We start from the raw sequence: 19,070 nt of genomic DNA on the forward strand, positions 1-19,070 counted from the left end.
GCAGAGACGAACTGCTGGGCAGCAGTACCCGCAGTACAGGTAGTTGCAGTTCGCAGGGCGGTGCGGTGGTGGAGTGTCGAAGCCATAGCGGTTGCAGGACGGCGACGGGACTGGCGACCGGACCGGGTGGCCCGCAGTGATCAGGGGCCGCCATCAGCAGTACCGCAGGAAACAGTGGTAAACGCAGTTCGCAGTACTCCGCAGTGAAGTGCAGTTCAGTGGTCTCCCGGTGAAGGCGTCGGCTGCGGGCGCGCGCACCGGGGAAGTTCGACAGCAGTACGGCAGTACCCGCATCACCAGTAGTTCGCAGTACCAGTAAGTGATTGATCCCAGAGGGAAGAACGGAGGGATTGGACGCCATCAGGATCGCCCGGACGAGCGTTACGGAGTCCGGGTACCGCAGGACATCGATAGTGAGGTGGTCTCCGGTCAAGCAACCGCGATCCCCGTATCCCCGGCACCTTCTCGGTCGGGGCAACGGAAACAGAAGGCCGGCGCAGTATCAAAGTCGGCAGATGGTGTAGCAGTTCCTTCGGGGCCCGGGTGCCGGTTATGGCACCCGGGCCCCTCCACGTGCCCCATGGTCCATGAGAGAGGTGCAATGACAGCAGACGTTTCGATCAGCCGTCTTGATGACGACGACTATCCCGCCTACACCATGGGCCGGGCCGCCGAAATACTCGGCACCACCCAGGGCTTCCTCCGCGCCATCGGCGAACACCGCCTCATCACGCCACTGCGCTCGCCGGGCGGACACCGCCGCTATACCCGCCACCAACTGCGTATCGCTGCCCGCGCCCGCGAACTCGTCGACCACGGCACTCCCGTCGAGGCCGCCTGCCGCATCGTCATCCTCGAAGACCAACTCGAAGAAGCGCGACGCGCCAACGGCAGGCGCCTGGCCGATGCCGAATCGGCGCGTCCGCCGGGCGCGGTCTGAGGCCGGGAGGCGGGTTGGCGCGGGAACGAGTGCGGCCGGCCACCTCCGTGGAGAGGCGACCGGGCGTATAGGCGCAGCGCTCCGTTGCCCCATACGGCGGCGATGTCGGTGATGCCGTCGCCGTTGAAGTCACCGCTCGTCATCACCGAGGTGATGTTCGGGATCAGCGACTGCAGACGCACCTCGGGGGTGGTCTGACGTATGTGGTCGATCCACGGGGCCAGGTCGTCCACGCGGTCATCGAGGAGCTGCGGGTCGGGGGTAAATGCCTGACCGCGGATGCCGGGGCCAACCAGGGCTCCCACCTCAAGGCGCTGCCCTGCGACGGGCGCGGTGAGCAGAAGTGGGACGTCAACGGCACCACGGCCACGATCACCAGCGCCGTCAAGCTCGACCAGTGCGTCAACGTCTTCGGCGCGGCCACCGCCAACGGCTCGGTCGTCGGCCTGTGGCAGTGCGGCACCGGCACCAATGCCAAGTGGGCACGCCCCTGACGTGTCCCACCGTACGAGGCGGCCGAGCAGTCGGCCGTCCGGTCGGAACAGCACCACCCGCGGGGTCTGGCCGGTTCCTCGGCCGGGCCCCGCTCCGCCGTCCCCAGGACCGTCACACGTGCTGGTCCGTCAGGGCGCCGTGTCGTTCCAGGGTGCGGGGCCGGTGCCATCGGTCCAGGCGGCGAGGCCCAGGTGGTCCACGCAACGGATGCCGCACTGCTCGGCGTATTCGACGGCGGGCTGGGTGAACTCGCCCGTCGTCACCACGGCGGCCACCTGTGCCTCGTGGACGGCGAAACAGGTGCCGCCGAAGCGCTGGAGCTCCTGCGAGCCCACTTTGTTCACCGGCCCGTAGCGTTTGCACTGGATGACCACCGAACGGCCGTCGGGGGCGGTCGCGACCACGTCCGCGCCCAGGTCGCCCGCGCCGCCGACGACCTCCACGTCGGTGCAGCCGTCCCGTTCGCACAGGGCGGCTATCGCCTCCTCGAACGTGTCCGCGTCCATGGCGCCGTATTCCTCCGCCGTGAAGACGACGGCCTGGGTGGGCGGCGGGCCCGCCTCACGCTCGTACGGCGCGAGATCGGCCGGGTGGGTCGGCGGGGCCGCCGGCTGAGGCGTTTCGGCGAGCTCCTGGCTGATCGCGTCGGCCGCTTCGACCAGACGGTCCGTCAGGCGACGGCGGCGGGACCGGCGCAGGCCGAGCAGGGCCGCCGACGCGCACACCGTCATGGCCACGCCCGCCCCCGGGGGGCCGCCGCCGGCTGCTTGGGCGAGGGTCTTCGCCGTGAGCGCGACCCCCCACAGGAGCAGGGCCAGCAGGGCGAAGACCAGCACGGTCTGGCGGAGGCTGAAGGCCCGTCGGCTCACCGTCGCGGCCTGTCGGTCCAGTGGCGCGGTCATATGTGCCCGGCTTCCCCGTACGCGGCTATTCCATGATCACCCATGGCTCCCGTCTGCCCCGGTTCCCCCACTCCAACTCGGTGGGGGTGAGACGGGGTCTCCGAGGAGGAGGCCGTGGTCGGCGGGGTTGATGGAGGTCCGGTGTGCAATTCTCCCTGGATGGGGCGGTGTTGACCGGTTTGGCGGGCGCCGGAGCGGTGTCCTGCGGTAGAAGTACAGCATGATGCCCGTCGAGGAAGCCCGGGACGAACTCAAGCACCTGCTGAGCCGTTGCGAGCGCTGGTTGTGCGACGAGGAAGGGGTGCGCGATCTCCTTCCCGATGCGGCAGGCCTGGCCGGGGACGCCGCGCGCATGGAGGCCCTGCGTACACGCGTCCTGTCGTCCATGCTCAACGTGGCCCTGCTGGGACGGCAGTCATCCGGAAAGAGCTTCCTGATCAGCGGCCTGCAAGGCGCCCTGGAGTACATCCCCATCACCGACGAGGACGGTATGCCGTCGGCGGAGTTCCTGGGAGTCCTTCCGTCATCGGCGCGCCCGACCACGGCATGTCCGTGCACGGTCATCCCCGTGGGAGACGATCCCTCCGGCCGGGACGGGGGCCGGGCACTGCTGCGGGCGAACTTCACCGGTGGCAGGGCCGAAGATATCGGCACGGACCTGCCGCCCGCCGTCGTGGCCGCATACGGAGCGGTGGACGGCAACGTCACCAACCGGCGCCGCGAGCACATCAACCTCCGTGTCGAGTCGATCGAAGTGCTCATCTCCGACGCTCGTCTGCCGGTCAAGCTCTTCGACCTGCCCGGCTCGGAGTCACCGATCGAAGAGCACGAGGTCATCATGCGGGAAGCGTGGGCGAAGGCGGACTGCTTCGTCTACGTGAGTCACGCGACATCCGCCCTGACCGCGAACGAACTCCAGCTCATCCGTGACCTGTACGCACACCACATGCAGAGCAACGCCAACAAGAAGGTGTTGTGGGTCCTCACGGGAATCGACCTGGCGACCCAGCGTGAGCAGGGCCAGGCCGCCTGGAAGAGCGTGCTGGCCACCAACAACGCCTACCTCCGTACCCACTTCGGTACCCCGGGCGGACAATTCATCGGGGAAGGCTTCCTGCCGGTCTCGGCCGCCTGGGAAGCCGAGGCGGACTTCAAGGACTCCCAGGGCGACGACGGCAGCACTCTTCGTCGGCTCAGCGGCATGGAGACACTGCGCGACCACCTCCGGGGCCTGATGGAATCCGGCGCGGGCCACGCGCACCTGCGCCAGGTGGCCGACGAGGCGCGATGGCTCGTACGCCGTCGCCAGCGGCAGCTCGCCGACATGCTCGACACCCACCAGTTGGCCGTGGAGGACCTGGAGGCACAACAGGACGGTCTTCGTGTCCGCATCGGGGGTGCCGAGCGCTCCCTTGACCGCATCCGGACCGAACTCGGACGCGAGCTGCAACGCAGAATCCGCACAGCGCGCGCCCCGTTCAACGGGTTGGCCGACGAACTGCACCAGCAGCTGGACCCCTTGATCGACCGAGGCAACCTGAGCGCCGAACACGCCAACGAGGTCGACGTGCTCCAGGTCCAGCTGTTCAGCCAGTGGATGACGTCAGCCGCGGGCCCCGCCACCTTGTGGGCCGGCGAGTTGCAGGCGCTCGACGCCAGCGCCAGGCAGCTGATCCGGGCGGACCTCGGAGTGAACACCGGCTCCCAACTGGTCTCTCCCGAACCGCTCGACACGAGTTACTTCCCGATGCAGACCGACAGCCGCCAGCCCCTGACGGCCTATGGGGTGGTGCAGGCCGCGGCGAATACCCTCGGCGTCGCCAGCCCCATCGCCGCCGGGGCCGTATGGCTCACGACCAGCCTGAGTCTCGCCACCATCGCGGTTCCGGCGGGAGCGGCCGTGCTGACAGCCATTGCCATCGCGAAAGTCACCGATGCCCTCAAGGACCGCGAGTCCAAGGTCGAAAGGGCACGCCAGGAGCGTAAGGACATGATCGACGAACAGGTGAAACAGGCCCGCAGTGCTTTCGAGAGCGTCACCCAGAGCCAGGGCCGCCTCCTCATCGACGCGGTCGACCATCACCACCTGCAGCACCAGTCCCGTCTCAAGTCGACGCTGGCTCAGATCATGGAACGCATCAACGCGGAGGACACCGTCCGCAGCCGCGCCGTCATCGACCGCCTCACGCCGGTCAACCAGACCGGTCTGGCCCTGGTCACCGGGTTGCAGGACCTGCGCGACGCCCTTCGAAACGATGTCCTCATGGGCCGCTGAAGCCGGGGAAACGCTGCGTACCGGTCAGCGCAGGGGGCGCGGCAGGCGTACCCGGACGAGGGTGGTCTCGATACCGGTGTCCACCAGACGGCCGGCCGCGTCGAACGCCCCAGCGCCGTCGCTCATGCCGAAGTCGTTGTCGTTGAGCAGGACGAGGGTCGAGGAGCCGTCGACCGCGACGCCCTCGATCTTGCCGGGTACCCCGACGACCGTGTTCAGGTCGACCACCAGACGCTTGGACAGCACCGGGACGCCGGCCGCCGCCGGATCGTCGAGCTGTTCCAGGGACGGGCTTGTGGCGGCCTCCCAGCGCGATCCGAGGATGTCGGAGCCGGAGCGCAGGCGCACTTCGTGAAGTCGGCTGGACTTGTCGGTGCGCTCCTGGACCAGCAGACGGTCACGGCCCAGTGCGACCAGCGCGGAGATCTTGAGCTCGGAGGTCTTCATCTGGCCGGGCTCGACGACGCCGACCGGATCGAAGCGGTAGGCGTACTCGGCGGTGACCCGGTTCTTCCGGGGTGAGAACCGCAGCAGACGGGTGGTGCGGGAGTCCTCCCCTCCCGCCTTGTCGGGGTTGAGCAGCGGACTCTGCAACGCGAGGACCAGGTCACCGCCGGGAAGCAGCGCCAGTCCTTCGAACCCGCGGTTGACCTTCCGCTTGAGGAAGGTCGACGGCAAGGACTCCACCACGGGATAGTCGGCACCGGTGAGGTGAAGGCCCCGCGGAACGTGGCGGGCCAGGACCCGGCCGCGCGGTGAGACATGGACCAGCGAGGGGCCGTACTCGTCGGCCAGCCAGAAGCTTCCGTCCCGGTCCCGCACCAGACCCTCGGTGTCCAGGCCGTCGGGGTTGTACGCGAGCGGGGCGGAGGCGTCGTAGGTGTACGGAGCCTCGTCGCGTGCGGGCTGGTTGGGCAGCCCCGTCACGGGCTTCCCGGTGGCCGTGGTCAGCGGGATGGCCTGGAGCACCTGGATCCGGCCGCCTGTTTGACGGATCTTCACGATGGCCGGGTCGAAGCCGGGGACGGGAAAGGTGCGCCGCTTGTCCTTGCCGACGGCTATCTGTCCGTTGGGCCCGCGGTCGGTCACCGTCCAGTACTCGCCGGGCCGTTCGGCCGGGTACAAGTCGCTGCCGATGCCGCCGAGGTGGATTCCGCGGTCGTCACGGACGCTGCCCGGCAGCAGGCGGTTGCTGAAGGAGGCCAGGGGAATGTCCGGCAGGGTCGCGGTGGAGACAACCCGCGGCACGGGGGTGTGCCTCGCCGGGGCCGCGCCGACCGTTCCCACGGCGGACACGAGGGCCAGCGCGGTCAGCGGCAGCACCATGGCTGCGGGCCTGCGCAGGTGGCGCGGGTTCATCTGAACTCCCTTGCGGTGAACACACGGGTGGACACCCACCCCGGCGGGCTCATGATCCGCACCCGTGCGCAACGCGAGGCAACGGGTTCATGACGCCGGGGCGTGTCCTCGGTGAACGCGAGTCCTCAGCGGGCGGGGCCGGATCCGGCGGAGAAGAGGGCGGCCGACGCCGCTCGCGGGGATGGGCGGTGGACCTGCCCGGCCCCGGACAAGCGGCGAGGTCTGCGCGGCCCGGTTTACGGCCCGGGAGTCAGAACGCGTAGCGCACCCGCAGCCAGGGTGCGCGGGCCGCGATCATGTCGGAGAGGGATTCCACGGCCTCGTGCTTCACCCCGGTGCGGTAGCGCACGTTCCACGCGCCGTTCTCGGACCGTTTGGGCTGCTGGAGGTCCTCCCGCCACAGGACGTCCTCGGCCCGGGGGTGCCAGCCGAGGTTGACCTCGTGCAGGTCCTTGTTGTGGGTGAGCATGATGATCTCCGCCGCGCTCTGTTCCTTCACCCGGCGTGGCAGTACGTCGTCCATCATCCGCAGCAGCTCGTCCCAGTCCTGCTGCCAGCCGGGCCGGATCACCACGGGGGAGAGGTTGAAGTGCACCTCGTACCCCGCGTCCAGGAAGTCGGCCGCGGCCTCGACGCGGGCGGCGACGGGGCTGGTCCGGATGTCGAGGAGGCGGGAGTCCTTGGGCGGCATGAGGGAGAACCGGATGCGCGTGCGGCCCCGCGGGTCGAGCCGCAGGAGGTCCGGGTTGACCAGCTTGGTCGCGAAGGAAGCCTTGGCCGTGGGCCACTGACGGAAGGCGTTGACGAGATCGGCGGTGTTGTCGCTGATCAGGTCGTCCACCGAGCAGTCGCCGTTCTCTCCGATGTCGTAGACCCACGCCCGCTCGTCGCACTGGTTGGGTTCCGTCTTGGGGCCGGCGGCGGTGATGTGGCGGCGCAGGGCGCCGAGGACGCGGTCGACGTTGGTGAAGACGGTGATGGGATTGGCGAACCCCTTGCGGCGCGGGACGTAGCAGTACGCACAGGCCATGGCGCATCCGTTGGACAGACCCGGGGCGATCCAGTCGGCGGAGCGTCCGTTCGGCCGGACGGCGAGGGAGGTGCGTTCACCCAGGACCAGGGTTTCCCTCTTGATCCGTACCCAGCGCTCCACGTTTCCCTCGTTGCCGTGCAGGTGGGGGATGCGCCAGTGGGAGGATGTCTCGACGAGCCGGGCGTCGGGGAAGCGCGCGATGATCTGCCGGCCTCGCCAGGACGCGGCGGCGGCGGGCTCGGCGTGGATCTCCGTCACCCGCAGTAGTCGGTGCGCCTCCGGGCCGTCACGGAAGGGGCGGGCTGCTTCCGTGTCCGACGGCGCGGCCACGGCCATGAGCTCCTCCATGCCGAAGAGTCCTTCGGCCTCATGGCCCGGATCCTGGGGGCGCCGCCGCATCTCCACTCCGCTCGCTTTTTCGTGCCCTGCCCGCCGGGCGCAGCAGTCCCGCGCGGAGCTGGTCCAGGTCTTTTGCCCCAGTCTAGGCGGTTCGGGTCTCATCGCCCCGGGGCGGCGCCTGCGGGCTCTGGTCCCCGGATGCGCCCCTCGTGGTTCGCCCGCAGGGTGGAGAGCGGTTCCCGCGGGAAGGCCGTGCGGGCTGGGAAGGAGCGAGCTGTGGCGAAGAGGAAGAAGTCCTCGGGGAAGCAGGAGCTGTCCAGTGGGGACCAGGTGGCGTGGCGCAGCCACGGCAGCGAAACCGAGGGCACGGTCGAGCGCAAGCTCACCGAACGCACCCGCGCGGCCGGTCGCACGGTCGACGCCTCGCCGGACGAGCCCCAGTACGAGGTGCGCAGCGACAAGTCTGGACGTACGGCCGTGCACAAGCCCGGCGCGCTGAAGAAGAAGCCGTAGGAAGAAGCCGCGGAGAGAAACCCGGGGGAGGCCTCCCGCGACGGGAGATCGCCGAGGAGATGCCTCGGCGGGTGCGGGACCGGACGGACGCGTGTCCGGGGTGGGACGCGGCGGGGCCCCGACCCGGGAGAGTGGGTCGGGGCCCTCGCTGTACCAGGCGTGCGTGCCGTGTCAGTGGCGGAACGCGTCCTTGGCGGACTCCTTGGCCTGGCGGGCGTCGCCCTTGGCCTGCTCGGCGCGGCCCTCGTCGGTCATGCGCTCGTTGCCCGTGGCGCGGCCGACGGTCTCCTTGACCTTGCCCTTGGCCTGCTCGGTGTGGGCCTTGGTCTTCTCCTCGCCCGACATGCGGACCTCCTCGTCGTAGAACCGGATGGTCGTATCCGCCCTGCTGCTCGCATCGGCGGCCCGTAAACCCCGTGACCCTCGACGTCCGTCCGTCACGGTTTCCGCACCCGGGACAACATGGCGAGTGCCTCGCCGAGGCCGTGCGGGCGCAGCAGGCCCGACGAGGCCGTGCGGTGGCCCCAGCCGGGTCCCGCGAGCAGGACGACGGGGCCGCGCCGCGCTCCTCGCATCCCCCAGTGGGTGTCGGCGATGTGCTGGGCGAGGGGGAGGCTGGCGGTCGAGCGGGTCTGTGACCACAGCACCACCGCTGCGGGGCCGGTGCGGCGCACCGCGGCCGTCAGCGCTTCGGTGGGCACGGCGCCACCGAGGATGCGGACGGCGGCTCCGCGTTCGCGCAGCGCCGCCTCCAGCGCCTCCAGCGGCAGGGTGTGCTGCTCGTCGGGGACGCAGGCGAGCAGGGCGGGAGGGGCTTCGGGCGCGGGCCGCGGGCAGGGCAGCAGGAGCGGGACGCTGCGCAGGGCGGTGGAGATGAGCCAGGAGAGCATGTGCTCGACCTCCACGTAACGGTCGCCGCCGGACTCCCACTTGCGGCCCACCGCGTACAGGGTGGGCATCATCATCTCCTCCCAGGCCGTCAGCACGCCGTGCTCCTGGATGAACGCGTTGAGGCAGGCCTGTACGGCGGGAGCGTCCAGGCGTACGGCCGCGCGGGCCAGGCCGCGCGTCTCCCGGCGGATGGTGCCGAGGGGCAGTGGGCCGCCTCCTGTCGGTGCGGCGGGCGGGACGGAGGCGGGACGTGGTCCCGTGGCGTCCTCGGGCCGCGGCGGCGGGGCGTCCGCAGGCGTGGGCGTGGGCCGGCCGGTGGCCGGAGCCGGGGCGACGGGGGCGGAGCGGGTGGCCGCCCGCGCGGCGCGGGCCGCCTCGGCGGGAGGTACTCCGAGGGCCGTCAGCCGGCACATCTCCTCGACCAGGGCGATGTCCCACGCCCTCCAGCGGCGGTGCCGGCCGCCCTGGTGCCGCGCGGGGCCGAGGCCGTAACGACGGTCCCAGGACCGGATGGTCACCGGTGACACGCCGAGCCGCTGTGCGAGCACGCCGGTGGTGATGCCGATGTCCTCGGACCGAGTAGGCCCGAGCGCGTGGTCGGTACTCACGCCCGCACTATACGACGCACATTCGATGCGAGTTGAGCTGTCGGTGCGGGTCTTTGCAGGCTGGGGAGGCGGACACCGCGAGAGGCGGAACCGTACCGGGCGTCCGCCCCGTCGGCCGTCATCTGCCGTGTGAACCGGCCGCGTTGGCGTGGCCGAGGAGGAGGACCGATCATGACCGCAGCGCGGGCCATCTGTCCCGGCGTCGGCGGCGCCGACCGCGCCACCAGGCAACCGTCACGGGTCCCGGCCCAAGGGGCGCTCGGCGAGCTGGAGTTGGCCGAGGGATTCGCCCGTGGCGAGGAGGCCTGCCTCGTCGCGGCGCACCAGCGCTGGAGCGCCCTGGTCTACACGCTGGCGCGGCGGGCACTGGACGACGCGCGCGAGGCCGAGGACGTCACGCAGGCGGTGTTCCTGGCCGCGTGGCGCGGGCGCTCCACCTATTCACCCACGCGGGGTGTCCTGGCCGGCTGGCTCGTCGGCATCACCCGGCGCACGATCGCGGACACGCTGTCCGCCCGGACACGCCGTGCCGAGCTGGTCACGGCGGCGGGCGCCGCACTCGTCCACCAGGAGCACGATCCGGCGGCGCGGCCAGAAGCCGTGCTCGACCGGGTGCTGGTCCGGCAGGAGCTGGCGAAACTCCCCGCGACGCAGCGCCGCGTCCTCGGGCTCGCCTACTACGACGACCTCACGCACGCCCAGATCGCCCAGTTGACGGGGTGGCCGCTGGGCACGGTCAAGAGCCACGCCCGCCGTGGGCTGCACGCCCTCGCCCGCTGTCTGCGGGAGAGCGGCGCCCCGGCATGACGGGAGGAGACCACCGATGCGAGACCGATGCGAGCCATCTGACAGGTGACTTCGTCCCTACGGCCGGGGAGACCCCGGGGTGACGCGCGCCGCCCGGACCGGCTGGCCTCCTCCCCATCGGCTCACAGCGCGCAGCAGCGGGCCACGGCCCCGGTCGGGGACGGTCCACAGCGGCTCCCCGCGTACGTTCCACCGGGTCAGGAGGGCGTTGGCGGCGAGGAACCCGGTAGTCGCCGCCCGCTCCATCAGTGCCACGGGCAGATCCACCCGCACCAGGTCCCCGGCCATCACCAGACACGGATCCGGGGTGCGCACCGGCGGGCGGTCGGTGTGGCCGCCGACCGGGAACAGGGGGCAGTCGGCCCGCCACTCGTGACGGACATCGACGATTGCGGCGGCGCGGGTCTCCGGGTACACCACATGGAGCTGGTCGACCAGACGCTTCTGTTCCACATCCCGGGGTTGGCCCGCGGGCAGCGCGTAGGCGTGGAGTTCCACGACGGACCCGCCGGTGCGTGCCGACCACCGGGCGGCCTCGCCGTCCCAGCGTTCCAGCACGCTGACGTTGTCGAGGTTCGCGTAACCGCTGGTCCCCAGGAAGCCCGGCCGGTCGCGGGCGACGGGCCGGTCCAGCCACAGCCGCGTGACCAGGAAGGGCGGGGCGGTGCGCAGCCGGGCGACGCGCTCGCGCCACGCCGCGTCGCCCAGCCGGTCGCAGCGGCCCACCAACGAGCGCAGTCCACCGGTGTCCAGGGCCAGCACGACGGCGTCGTGGCGCTGGTGGTCCCCGGCGCCGGTGGTCACCTCGAAACCGCCGTCGGGCAGCGGGGCGATGTGCTCCACGGGGCTGGAGGTACGTACATCGGCGCCGTGCCGCCCCAGGTGGGCGGCGAGGGGGTTCCACAGGGCCTCGGTGAAGGGCGCGTCGGGCACGTCGAAGAGCAGCCCCTCCGAGGAGCCCAGGAAGTAGATGTGGAACATCAGGGCCATCTCGGCCGCCGACAGTTGGCGCGGGTCGGCGAAGAAGCTGCGGGAGAACACCTCGAAGGCGAGATGGCGGGCGCTGGGCGGGAAGCGGATGTGTTCCAGGAAGTCGTGCGCGCTGGTGCGGTCGAGGCGCAGGTAGACGTCGGGGACGCGGACGTCGAGGAGCGGCAGGGCCGCGGCCGGACGCATCCGGCGCAGGTCGCGCAGGCCGAAGGAGGGGCTGAGCGCGGCGAACCCCACCGCGCTCCAGGGCGGGGTGCGCGGGACGTGGCGGAAGCTGTCCCGCATCCCGTCGCGGTGGCGGAGCGGGTAGTCCGGCAGGGGTGTGAGGCGGGCGAGTGAGGGGTCGGCGCGCCGCAGCAGGCCGCGCAGGTTGTAGTACTGGCGGAAGAACGCGTGAAAGCCGCGGCTCATGGTGGCCCGTGTCCCGTCCGCCAACCGGGTGGGCCAGGCCCCGACCCGGCCGCCCAGATAGGGCTCGCGCTCGTACACCGTCACGGCCACGCCCCGCTCGGCCAGCGCGGTCGCCGCCGCCAGGCCCGCGATGCCGCCCCCCACCACCGCCGTGCTCGGCCGCTCGCCCCGGATGTGTGCGGATCCGGCCGGAGGCGGCAGCGCGCGTGCCCGCCGGTCCCGGCCGGGGTGCGGGGTCGTGTTCCCGCGCGGTCGGGTCATCGTGCTCCCTCGGTTCCGGTGGGAGTGTCGGCGCGGCGGGCGACGAAGGTGTGCGTGATACCGGTCTGCCAGCCGGGCAGCGGCAGCACGCGTACCGCGTCGAATCCGGCGGTGCGCAGACGGGTGGCGAAGCGGTCCGCGGTGTCGAAGTCCACGACGCTGCGCCACAGATGGCGGTAGAGATCACCGTCTCCCAGCGCCTCGGCGAGGGGCTGGACGAGACCGCGGCACACCAGGGTCCACACCGCCCGGTCGACGCGGTGGCCGCTGAGGGTGTACTCGTGCACGGCGAGCCGGCCGGACGGGGCGAGCAGACGGTGTACGGCGCCGAGCACGGGGTCCGGGTCGGAGAGGTTGCGAAAGAGGTAGGCGGCGAACACGGCGTCGAACGGGCCCTGGACACCGGCCTCGGCGAGCCGCTCGGCGGGCGCGTGGACGAAGGTGACGTGGGAGGGCCAGGGTTTGGCGGCGGCCCGTCGCAGCATGCCCGCGGAGGCGTCCACGGCCGTGATGACGGCGTCCGGCAGGACGGTGTGCAGGGCGGCGGTGGAGGCGCCGGTGCCGCAGCCGAGATCCAGGATGCGCAGGCCCCGGCCGCCGCCCGTGAAGCCCAGACGTCGTACCGAACGGCGCAGGTGGGAGTGGTAGCCGGGGTTGACGGCCACCAGAGCGTCGTAACCGCGGGCGGCGTGGTCGAACGCGACGGCCAGGTCCTGGTCGCGCAGCAAGGTCATGCGGTCTCCTGTGTGCGGTGTGCGGTCAGGTGAGCTCGTAGGGGCGGCGGGGCAGGAACGGCAGCTCCAGCGCGGAGCGCAGCATGGGTGCCACAGGGGTGCGCAGCCCGATGGCGAGGTCCTGGTGGAGCCGGGTGCGTCCGTCCAGGAACCGCAGGAGCCGCCCCGGCGGCACCCTCCTGAACAGGCGGGCGAAGAGCTCCGGTCCCTCGACCCGGCCGCTTTCCAGGGCGCGCAGCAGCACGGCGTCCATCGCGCGGGAGCGGGCCGAGTGGGCGGGCGGCGGCACGGGTCTGCGGCCCTGGTGCAGCGCCGTGGCCACCGCCCGGGTCTGGCGTTGCAGTCCGGCGAAGGTGTAGCCGGTCGCGGGCCGGGTCGCGCCGCCCGCGGCGCCGATACGGAACACGGACGCCCCTGTCTGGCGGGTCAGCGGGGCGTCCGACATCGGGATGACGCCGGTCTCGGTGGAGACCACCTCCAGCGCGCCGAGGCCCAGCACATCCGTGGTGTAGTGGCCTACCGCCGCCTCGTACTGAGCGGCCGTCAGGACCTGCGGCGAGAACTCGGTGTACTCCACCAGGGCCTCGTGGGGCGTGAGCGGCAGCAGATAGCCGAAGGACAGGCCGCGTACGGGCTGGGGGGTGCGGAAGTCCATCAGATCGGCGGTGGCGGGGTCGAAGACGGGGCGCGCGGTGCGGACGAAGCACCCGTGGAAGTGCTGCAGCAGGGTGGTGCGCGCGGCGGGCAGGCTGCCCGGCGGACGGGAGTCGAACACCCAGCGGGCGCGCAGCACGCGCGGACGGTCCTGGGCGTCGCGCAGATGGACGCGGGCCCCGAGGTGGCCGTCGTCCACCGCCTCCACGGTGGCCTCCAGCCGCCGCACGGCCGGATGGTGGGCCAGTTGTGCGGCCACCAGCGCCTCGAACGCGTCCGACCTGATCATCTTGTACCGCAGCGGTGCGATATCGCCCTCGACGGGCGCGCCGGTGCGCGGCCGGACACGTAACCGCTGCCACGACGCGCAGACCGCGGCGTCGAAGCGGCCGGCACCAGACTCCCAGAAACACCAGGTCCGGCGGGGCGGACGCAGCGGGCCGGGCGGCGCGTCGATGAGGGCTACCGTGCCCGCGCGCGCCCGGAAACGGGGCCCGGACAGCCGGTGCGCCAGCGACAGTCCGGCCGCTCCCGCGCCGATGATGACGACATCCGCCTCGAACACCGCGGCCTCCTTCTTCCAGCTCTCGTGATGCCCCGCCCCCAGCATTCCTGTCCGGGGGCCCGATCGGATGCAGGCCACTCGCTCGGGTGACTGCGGCCTGTCGGTGCGCGAACCGGCCAGGGACGGGAACACATGCGCCCGTGTCCGTGGCGTATGTCGCCCCTTGTGCATCCGTGCCGGCTGTTCGGCGCGTAGTCAGCGGGGACGAAGCGATGCACGCAAGCACGACGAGAGGAACCGGGATGCGCCGCTCACCGGCGACCGATCACCTGACGGACGGTCCGCCTTCCGTACCGCGCACGACAGCCGTGTCGGCCTCCACCGCCTGGGTGCGGCCATATGGCCGCACGGCTCCAACGGCGGGCCGCGCGCGCGGCGCCGTGGCGCAGTCGCCGTGCGCGAAGCCCGCGGCGGCCCACCGCGTGGACCAGGACGTGCGGGGCGCCGTGGGGCGCGTGCTGGACCAGGTCCTGGCCCACCGGGTCGCGCGGGCACGGACACTGGACCCGCTCTTCGCCGCGGACATCGCCGAACGGGTCGCGCGCTTCAGCCGGGGCGGCGGCCGGACCCGTTCCCAGCTGCTGTGGTGGTCGTTGCGGGCGTGCGGCGGTGCGGACGGGGCGCCGGTCGCCGCCGCGCTGCGCATCGGCGCCGCCCTGGAACTGCTGCAGACCTGTGCGCTCGTCCACGACGACGTCATGGACGGGTCCGCTCTGCGCCGCGGACGGCCCGCCCTGCACACCGACGTGCGCGAGCAGTACGCCCGCGCCGTCCCACCCGTACGCCTCGCCTCCTTCGCCGACGCCTCCGCGATCCTCGCCGGGGACCTGGCGCTGTCCTGGGCGGACGATCTGCTGGCGGAGACACCACTGGCGGCCGGGACCGCGATCGCGGTGCGCCGGCTGTGGAGCGACATACGGACGGAGATGATCGCCGGTCAGTACCTGGACGTCCAGGGTCAGGCCACGGCTTCGCACTCGCTGGTCCGCGCGCAGCGGACCGCGTGCCTCAAGAGCGCCCGCTACTCAGTCGAACGGCCGCTCGCGCTCGGTGCCGCCCTGGCACGCGCGGACGAGGCCACGCGGCGGGAGCTGTGCCGCGCCGGTCAGCGCGTCGGGATGGCCTTCCAACTGCGCGACGACCTCAATGACGTCTTCGGCGACCCCCGGCTCACCGGCAAGCCCGCGGGCAGCGACATCCGCGAGGGCAAGCCGACCTGGCTGGTCGCCCTGGCCAGGCAGCGGCTCGAAACCGCCGGTGACCGGCATGCCCTGGCCGTACTCGAACGCGCGCTGGGCCGCCCGGACCTGACGCGCGCCGACCTCGACGAGGTCCGCGAGGTCCTGGTGGCGACGGGCGCCAGGGACAGCGCCGAGGCCCGGATCGAGGAGCTCGTGGACCAGGCGCTGCGCCACCTCGACGGCGCCGCCCTGGATCCGGTCGCCGGGCGGAGACTGGGCGCGCTGCTGCACTCCGTGGCGGGTGCGGGAGGCGGTGGCGGTACGGGAGGAGCCGGCGGCGACGGGTCCGGCACCGGCCGCCCGGAGCGGCTGGAGTGCCGCTCCGAGCCGGTGGAGCGCCGCTCCGAGAGGGCGCGTTCGTGATGCGCACGGTGCCGGGACGCACCGACCACGTGGTGGTCGTGGGGGCCGGGCTCGCCGGACTGTCGGCCGCCCTGCACCTGCTGGGCGCCGGACGGCGCGTGACGGTCGTCGAACGCGACCCGCTGCCCGGCGGCCGTGCCGGACGCCTCGACCTCGGCGGCTACCGGCTCGACACCGGTCCCACCGTCCTGACCATGCCCCACCTCGCCGACGAGGCCTTCGCCGCCGTCGGGGACAGCCTGCGCCGACGCGTCGAACTCATCCCGCTCCACCCCGCCTACCGCGCCACCTTCGCCGACGGCAGCGGCCTCGACGTGCACACCGACGCGGAGGCGATGAGCGCGGAGGTCGAGCGCTTCGCCGGGGCCCGGGAGGCCGCGGGCTACCGCGAACTGCGGCAATGGCTCCAGCGCGTCTACCGCGCCCAGATGCGCCGCTTCATCGACGCGAACTTCGACTCGCCGCTGAACCTGCTCACCCCCGACCTGGCGCGGCTGGCCGCCCTGGGCGGATTCGGCCGACTGGACGCCCGCATCGGGCGCTTCCTGAAGGACGAGCGGCTGCGCCGCGTCTTCACCTTCCAGTCCCTGTACGCCGGAGTCCCCCCGGCCCGGGCGCTCGCCGCGTACGCGGTCATCGCCTATATGGACACCGTCGCCGGGGTGTACTTCCCCCGCGGCGGCATGCACGCACTGCCCCGGGCCATGGCGGCGGCAGCGGTGGACGCGGGCGCCGAACTGCGCCTGGGCCAGGAGGTGGTGCGCCTGGAACGCTCCGGCGGCACCGTCACCGCCGTCGTCACCGACCACGACCGCATCCCCTGCGACGCCGTCGTCCTCACCACCGATCTGCCCGTCGCCTACCGGCTTCTGGGCCGCGGCCCCCGCCGGCCGCTGCGCCTGCGGCACGCGCCGTCCGCGGTGGTGCTGCACCTGGGCACCGACCGCACCTGGCCGAACCTGGCGCACCACACCCTCTCCTTCGGCGCGGCCTGGCACAGCACCTTCGACGAACTCACCCGCACCGGACACCTGATGAGCGACCCCTCCCTGCTGATCACCCGGCCCACCGCCACCGACCCCGGCCTGGCCCCACCCGGCAAACACCTGCACTACGTCCTCGCGCCGTGCCCCAACACCGACATCGGACCCGGCCCCGGCGCCTGGAACGACCTGGCACCCCGCTACCGCGCCACCCTCCTGCGAGAGCTGGAGCGGCGCGGCCTGGACGGCATCGCGTCCGCCATCGAGGAGGAGTGCCTCGTCACCCCCGCCTCCTGGCACGCGCTCGGACACGCCGCGGGCACCCCCTTCTCCGCCGCGCACACCTTCCCCCAGACCGGCCCCTTCCGGCCCCGCAACCTGGTCCGCGGCACCGACAACGCCGTCCTGGCGGGCTGCGGCACCACCCCGGGCGTCGGCGTGCCGACCGTGCTGCTCTCCGGCAAGCTCGCGGCGGCGCGCATCACCGGAGCCACTGCCCGTGCACACCGGCACGGCCCGCGCGTCCCTCCCCAGGAGACCCCCGCATGACCGATCGCGAACTCGACGCCGCCGGCATCACCGATCCCGCGCTGCGCCGGGCCTACCGCCAGTGCCGCCGGCTCAACGCCCGCCACGGCAGGACCTACTTCCTCGCCACCCGGCTGCTCCCGGTGGAACACCGGGCGGCCGTGCACGCCCTCTACGGATTCGCGCGCTGGGCCGACGACATCGTGGACACCCTCGATCCCACGGTCGGCGTCGACGACCGCGACGCCGCGCTCCGCGCCCTGCACGGCACGCTGGCCGAGGGCCTGCGGGGGAGCGGCGGCGACGAGCCGGTGGTACTGGCCCTGGCCGACACGGCACGCCGGTACGCCATCGACCACCGACTGTTCGCCGACTTCATGGCGGCGATGCGCGCGGACCTGTCGGTCACCGGCTACGCCACCTACGCCGAGCTGCGTTCCTACATGCACGGGTCCGCGGCCGTGATCGGACTCCAGATGCTGCCCGTCCTGGGCACGGTCGCGCCACGGGAGGTGGCCGCTCCGCACGCGGCTGCGCTCGGTGTCGCCTTCCAGCTCACCAACTTCCTGCGCGACGTGGGCGAGGATCTCGACCGCGGCCGGGTGTACCTGCCCGCCGACCTGCTCGCGGCACACGGCGCCGACCGGCCGCTGCTGCGCTGGAGCCGCGCGACGGGCCGCCCCGACCGGCGTATCACGGCCGCGCTGCGCGAGTTCGAAGCCCTGACCCGCGGCGTCTACCGCGAGGCCGTGCCCGGGATCCCCATGCTCGCCGACGTCTCGCGGCCGTGCGTCCGTACCGCCTGCGTGCTGTACGGGGGCATCCTGGACGCCGTGGCCGCCGACGGGTACGCCGTGGTGCACCGCCGCGCGGCGGTGTCCCGAAGACGCCGTGCGACGGTCGCCGCCGACGGGCTGGTGCGCGTCGCGGCGGCACGGCTGCGCGTCCGCGGGCGGCAGCCGGATGCAGACCTCCCGTCCCCTCCCGCGTCCACCGGCTCGCGCCGCCCGGTTCACGAGGAGGTCGCGTGAAGCCCGAACCGGCGGACCGGCGCGCCCGGCTGCCCCTGTCCCTGCGCGGGCGGGCGCTTCCCTGGGCGCGTCAGCAGCCCACCTGGCGCGAGGCCAAGCCGGGCCTGATCGCCGCGGCCGTCAAGCGGGCCCAGGCGCGTCCGTCGGGGAACTGGTACGTCGTGGGCGCCTCGCACGGCCTGGACGGCGGCCGGCCGCTGGCCCAGACCGTGGCCGGGCACGAAGTAGTCGTCTGGCGCGACGCCGAGGGGCGCGCGGTGGGAGGGCCCGGCATCTGCCCGCACCTGGGGGCTCCGCTGAAGGACAGCCCCGTACGCTGCGGGCGGCTGGTGTGCCACTGGCACGGACTCGCCCTGGCGGGCGCCCCGTTCGCGGGCTGGAGCCCGTGGCCGGTCCACGACGACGGGGTGCTGGTGTGGGTCCGGCTGGACGACGTCGGGGGCGAGCAGCCGCTCGACGCACCCGTCGTCCCCGTCCGCCCCGCACCGGCCCGGGCCGTGTCGGCCGTCTACACCGGCGTGGGGACCTGCGAGCCCGAAGACGTCCTGGCCAATCGGCTGGACCCCTGGCACGGCGCCTGGTTCCACCCGTACTCGTTCGTCGATCTCACCGTGCTGGACGTGCCCGGGCACAGCGCCCGCGAGGACGACGACAGCTTCACCGTGGACGTGTCGTTCAAGGTCGCCGGACGGCTGGTGGTGCCGGTGCGGGCGGTGTTCACCGCCCCGGAACCGCGCACCGTGGTCATGCGCATCACGCGCGGGGAGGGCGCCGGCAGCGTCGTGGAGACGCATGCCACCCCACTGGGACCCGATGAACGGGGCCGCCCGCGCACAGCGGTCGTCGAGGCGGTCGTCGCCTCCTCCGACCGCGCGGGCTTCGCCCTGGCACGCCGGGCCGCCCCGGTGCTGCGCCCGCTGATCCGCGCCGCCGCCGGACGGCTCTGGCGGGACGACCTCGCCTATGCCGAACGGCGCTGGCGACTGCGCTCCACGGGCCGCTTCCCGGGGTGAGGCCCGGCGGTACCGGAGCGGCCCCTGCCAAGTGGTGGACCGGCCCCGCGGAACCCTGTCCCTCTGCCGGGGGAAAGGCCGGGAAGTCTTCCCAATCGCCCGACCGAACTGGGATCCTGACCATGCTGAGCTGA

17 protein-coding genes are annotated in these 19,070 nt (G+C 72.6%); 9 read left to right on the plus strand and 8 right to left on the minus strand.

Annotated features, from left to right (window positions below; genetic code table 11):
* The first annotated feature begins 601 nt into the window (after nt 1–601).
* On the plus strand, nt 602–940 hold the full coding sequence (locus tag ACZ5ID_RS32090; protein ID WP_468904954.1) for a MerR family transcriptional regulator: 339 nt from the start codon (nt 602–604) through the stop codon (nt 938–940).
* Between the two features lie 203 nt (nt 941–1,143).
* Entirely contained in the window at nt 1,144–1,434 is a 291-nt protein-coding gene (locus tag ACZ5ID_RS32095) for a ricin-type beta-trefoil lectin domain protein (protein ID WP_468904957.1), read from the plus strand.
* Between the two features lie 129 nt (nt 1,435–1,563).
* Here the strand turns inward: ACZ5ID_RS32095 and ACZ5ID_RS32100 are convergent, their stop codons facing one another.
* Nucleotides 1,564–2,337 carry a restriction endonuclease gene (locus tag ACZ5ID_RS32100; RefSeq protein ID WP_468904960.1) on the minus strand — a complete coding sequence of 258 codons (774 nt, stop codon included), beginning with the start codon at nt 2,335–2,337 and terminating at the stop codon, nt 1,564–1,566.
* Between the two features lie 220 nt (nt 2,338–2,557).
* Here ACZ5ID_RS32100 and ACZ5ID_RS32105 point away from each other — a divergent pair, with 220 nt between their 5' ends.
* The gene (locus ACZ5ID_RS32105) at nt 2,558–4,612 is read left to right on the plus strand and encodes a hypothetical protein (RefSeq protein WP_468904963.1); all 2,055 of its coding nucleotides are present in this window, start codon (nt 2,558–2,560) and stop codon (nt 4,610–4,612) included.
* 24 nt (nt 4,613–4,636) lie between these two features.
* Here the strand turns inward: ACZ5ID_RS32105 and ACZ5ID_RS32110 are convergent, their stop codons facing one another.
* Nucleotides 4,637–5,971: an esterase-like activity of phytase family protein gene (locus ACZ5ID_RS32110; protein ID WP_468904965.1), complete on the minus strand. Its 1,335-nt coding sequence runs from the start codon at nt 5,969–5,971 to the stop codon at nt 4,637–4,639.
* A gap of 250 nt (nt 5,972–6,221) precedes the next feature.
* Nucleotides 6,222–7,352, minus strand: a complete 1,131-nt coding sequence (locus tag ACZ5ID_RS32115) for a spore photoproduct lyase family protein (RefSeq protein ID WP_468904968.1) — start codon at nt 7,350–7,352, stop codon at nt 6,222–6,224.
* A 267-nt stretch (nt 7,353–7,619) separates the two neighbouring features.
* Here ACZ5ID_RS32115 and ACZ5ID_RS32120 point away from each other — a divergent pair, with 267 nt between their 5' ends.
* A complete protein-coding gene (locus tag ACZ5ID_RS32120) occupies nt 7,620–7,856 on the plus strand; it encodes a hypervirulence associated TUDOR domain-containing protein (protein WP_468904971.1) in 237 nt (78 codons plus the stop codon).
* Nucleotides 7,857–8,027: 171 nt separating this feature from the next.
* Here ACZ5ID_RS32120 and ACZ5ID_RS32125 read toward each other — a convergent pair whose 3' ends face one another.
* The gene (locus ACZ5ID_RS32125) at nt 8,028–8,201 is read right to left on the minus strand and encodes a CsbD family protein (protein WP_406553460.1); all 174 of its coding nucleotides are present in this window, start codon (nt 8,199–8,201) and stop codon (nt 8,028–8,030) included.
* 92 nt (nt 8,202–8,293) lie between these two features.
* On the minus strand, nt 8,294–9,355 hold the full coding sequence (locus tag ACZ5ID_RS32130; protein ID WP_468904974.1) for a MerR family transcriptional regulator: 1,062 nt from the start codon (nt 9,353–9,355) through the stop codon (nt 8,294–8,296).
* A 171-nt stretch (nt 9,356–9,526) separates the two neighbouring features.
* Between ACZ5ID_RS32130 and ACZ5ID_RS32135 the strand changes: the two genes are divergently transcribed.
* Nucleotides 9,527–10,162, plus strand: coding sequence for an RNA polymerase sigma factor (locus tag ACZ5ID_RS32135; RefSeq protein ID WP_468904976.1), 636 nt, complete (start codon nt 9,527–9,529; stop codon nt 10,160–10,162).
* A 57-nt stretch (nt 10,163–10,219) separates the two neighbouring features.
* Here the strand turns inward: ACZ5ID_RS32135 and ACZ5ID_RS32140 are convergent, their stop codons facing one another.
* Genes ACZ5ID_RS32140 through ACZ5ID_RS32150 form a run of 3 tightly spaced genes read right to left on the minus strand, consistent with a single transcriptional unit; the run spans nt 10,220 to nt 13,777 of the window.
* Nucleotides 10,220–11,824 carry an FAD-dependent oxidoreductase gene (locus tag ACZ5ID_RS32140; RefSeq protein WP_468904979.1) on the minus strand — a complete coding sequence of 535 codons (1,605 nt, stop codon included), beginning with the start codon at nt 11,822–11,824 and terminating at the stop codon, nt 10,220–10,222.
* Nucleotides 11,821–12,558 carry a class I SAM-dependent methyltransferase gene (locus tag ACZ5ID_RS32145; RefSeq protein WP_468904981.1) on the minus strand — a complete coding sequence of 246 codons (738 nt, stop codon included), beginning with the start codon at nt 12,556–12,558 and terminating at the stop codon, nt 11,821–11,823. The genes ACZ5ID_RS32140 and ACZ5ID_RS32145 overlap by 4 nt, the downstream gene beginning before the upstream one ends.
* A gap of 25 nt (nt 12,559–12,583) precedes the next feature.
* Nucleotides 12,584–13,777 (minus strand): lycopene cyclase family protein, encoded by a 1,194-nt coding sequence (locus ACZ5ID_RS32150; RefSeq protein ID WP_468904984.1) that lies wholly within the window; start codon nt 13,775–13,777, stop codon nt 12,584–12,586.
* A gap of 242 nt (nt 13,778–14,019) precedes the next feature.
* On the opposite strand from ACZ5ID_RS32150, the gene ACZ5ID_RS32155 reads away from it, so the two are divergent.
* The 4 genes from ACZ5ID_RS32155 to ACZ5ID_RS32170 are packed head-to-tail and all read left to right on the plus strand — an operon-like array spanning nt 14,020 to nt 18,936.
* Complete coding sequence (locus tag ACZ5ID_RS32155; protein ID WP_468904986.1) at nt 14,020–15,381, plus strand: polyprenyl synthetase family protein; 1,362 nt, start codon at nt 14,020–14,022, stop codon at nt 15,379–15,381.
* Nucleotides 15,381–16,913, plus strand: a complete 1,533-nt coding sequence (gene crtI, locus ACZ5ID_RS32160; protein ID WP_468904990.1) for a phytoene desaturase family protein — start codon at nt 15,381–15,383, stop codon at nt 16,911–16,913. Before ACZ5ID_RS32155 ends, crtI begins: the two co-directional genes overlap by 1 nt.
* Complete coding sequence (locus tag ACZ5ID_RS32165) at nt 16,910–17,923, plus strand: phytoene/squalene synthase family protein (protein WP_468904992.1); 1,014 nt, start codon at nt 16,910–16,912, stop codon at nt 17,921–17,923. The genes crtI and ACZ5ID_RS32165 overlap by 4 nt, the downstream gene beginning before the upstream one ends.
* Nucleotides 17,920–18,936 (plus strand): DUF5914 domain-containing protein, encoded by a 1,017-nt coding sequence (locus ACZ5ID_RS32170; RefSeq protein ID WP_468904995.1) that lies wholly within the window; start codon nt 17,920–17,922, stop codon nt 18,934–18,936. Before ACZ5ID_RS32165 ends, ACZ5ID_RS32170 begins: the two co-directional genes overlap by 4 nt.
* The last annotated feature ends 134 nt before the right edge of the window (nt 18,937–19,070 follow it).

It is taken from the genome of Streptomyces sp. NPDC031670 (assembly GCF_055580545.1).

What these genes read in the sequence shown, in the direction of transcription:
- ACZ5ID_RS32090 (WP_468904954.1), top strand. Translation starts at nt 602, where the DNA reads ATGACAGCAGACGTTTCGATCAGCCGTCTTGATGACGACGACTATCCC.
- crtI (WP_468904990.1), top strand. Translation starts at nt 15,381, where the DNA reads ATGCGCACGGTGCCGGGACGCACCGACCACGTGGTGGTCGTGGGGGCC.
- ACZ5ID_RS32145 (WP_468904981.1), bottom strand. Translation starts at nt 12,558, where the DNA reads ATGACCTTGCTGCGCGACCAGGACCTGGCCGTCGCGTTCGACCACGCC.
- ACZ5ID_RS32115 (WP_468904968.1), bottom strand. Translation starts at nt 7,352, where the DNA reads ATGGAGGAGCTCATGGCCGTGGCCGCGCCGTCGGACACGGAAGCAGCC.
- ACZ5ID_RS32140 (WP_468904979.1), bottom strand. Translation starts at nt 11,824, where the DNA reads ATGACCCGACCGCGCGGGAACACGACCCCGCACCCCGGCCGGGACCGG.
- ACZ5ID_RS32125 (WP_406553460.1), bottom strand. Translation starts at nt 8,201, where the DNA reads ATGTCGGGCGAGGAGAAGACCAAGGCCCACACCGAGCAGGCCAAGGGC.
- ACZ5ID_RS32135 (WP_468904976.1), top strand. Translation starts at nt 9,527, where the DNA reads ATGACCGCAGCGCGGGCCATCTGTCCCGGCGTCGGCGGCGCCGACCGC.
- ACZ5ID_RS32165 (WP_468904992.1), top strand. Translation starts at nt 16,910, where the DNA reads ATGACCGATCGCGAACTCGACGCCGCCGGCATCACCGATCCCGCGCTG.
- ACZ5ID_RS32110 (WP_468904965.1), bottom strand. Translation starts at nt 5,971, where the DNA reads ATGAACCCGCGCCACCTGCGCAGGCCCGCAGCCATGGTGCTGCCGCTG.
- ACZ5ID_RS32155 (WP_468904986.1), top strand. Translation starts at nt 14,020, where the DNA reads ATGCGCCGCTCACCGGCGACCGATCACCTGACGGACGGTCCGCCTTCC.
- ACZ5ID_RS32100 (WP_468904960.1), bottom strand. Translation starts at nt 2,337, where the DNA reads ATGACCGCGCCACTGGACCGACAGGCCGCGACGGTGAGCCGACGGGCC.
- ACZ5ID_RS32105 (WP_468904963.1), top strand. Translation starts at nt 2,558, where the DNA reads ATGATGCCCGTCGAGGAAGCCCGGGACGAACTCAAGCACCTGCTGAGC.